Genomic DNA, 1469 nt, shown 5'->3' on the forward strand with positions numbered 1-1469 from the left:
GGGCTCTTCGTCAACTGTTGTTGGTGAATCCATATTTCGAGTTCTAATCACTTCGTGATTAGGGCTCTTTTTGTTTTGATTTTGAAAACGTATAGTACTCGAGTTCTAAACCTCCAGAAGCTGCGATAGCCAAAACTGGCTCGTTTGATCGCCTTGATTTTATTATTAGAACCTTCCAAAGGACCATTTGAATAGTGTGTGGTAAAGGTGTTACGAATCTCATCATGATGGCTTTCAAGTGTTTTAATCGTGTTCTTCATTTCTTCAGAATACGTTTTGTTATTCCAAAATGCCGCATTGTAGTTATGCCAATCTTGATGTTGGACAGCTGACCGGACGCTGTTTAAGACTTGATAAGTTTGTTCTAGTTCTGAATCCAACGATAACAGCTGATGGACAACATCGGTGGCAGCCATCCAGTAAGGAAAATTAGTCCACTTTTTGAATTGTTCAAAGTTAAGCTGTTCAGTTGGTACTAACAACAGCTTCCAGTAGCGCTTAAGGGCGTGAAATTCGCGAGAAGACGGGGTAAACTTCTTCATCACCTTGATTCTGGTTTTGTTAAACGCCCGATTTAGGGCGTTGATAATATGAAACTTGTCCATGACCACCATGGCATTGGGGAACACGGTCTGCACAAGCTTGGGGTAGGTATAATTCATATCAGTCACAATAATTTTGACGTTTTCTCGGGCAGCTTGATCGAAGCGGTAAAAATACTTCTCTAGTTTATTGATGGTTCGATAAGGGAGTAAGTCGATTAATTCATGGGTTTCGCCATTCATGAACTCAAAGCTCATGGCACCAGTAGCGCTCTTGGTACTCTTCACCTCATCCATTAAGATGATCTCTGGTAAATAGTGCCAATTGGTTTGAAAGTCTCGTTCAGCGCGCATTAACTGGCGGCCCACAAATGAATCTGATGCCGATACTTCATTGGCAATGTGCTTCAAAGAGACCGGTTCACCGAGCTTTTCTAGGCATTCTTTGCGGCTGGTGTTGGAAATTGTACAGTGTTTCGGAACTGCCACTGTTTGTGCAAGAAAGTTGCCGTGACATTCTTTACAGTGGAAATAGCGGCGCTTTAAGGCTAAGATGACGGTGTTGCTCAGAACCTTCGAGAATCTGATAGTGGTATTGCGCCAGCCGTAGTTAATACTCTTTTGATCATTGATAATCCCGCACTTGGGACAAGCCTTCGGCGTGTAATCCAAGTGGCCAGTTAAGCGAATAACCCCGTCTTCTCCAGTTTCACCGTCAGTAATTTTTAGGTTCTCGTCAGCTATTCCTAATAATAATTTTGTAGTATCATGACACATAGGGCATTTACTTCTTTCTGAAAAATCTTCGTGGTGGTTGACTTGGATGAACGGACAGGAAATGTCCGCTTTTTTATTCTAGCCATAAATAAAAAATCTGTCATCAGTAATAGATGAAAATCTATTACCAACAACAGATATTGTAGAACC

Annotated in this window: 1 protein-coding gene; it reads right to left on the bottom strand. The window is 41.6% G+C overall.

The window, feature by feature from the left end; translation table 11 throughout:
* Positions 1-47: 47 nt before the first annotated feature.
* Entirely contained in the window at positions 48-1319 is a 1272-nt protein-coding gene (locus HMPREF0518_RS09185) for an ISL3 family transposase (protein WP_003627962.1), read from the bottom strand.
* Positions 1320-1469: the final 150 nt, after the last annotated feature.

This window comes from Lactobacillus helveticus DSM 20075 = CGMCC 1.1877 (assembly GCF_000160855.1).
Classification (GTDB): Bacteria; Bacillota; Bacilli; order Lactobacillales; family Lactobacillaceae; genus Lactobacillus; species Lactobacillus helveticus.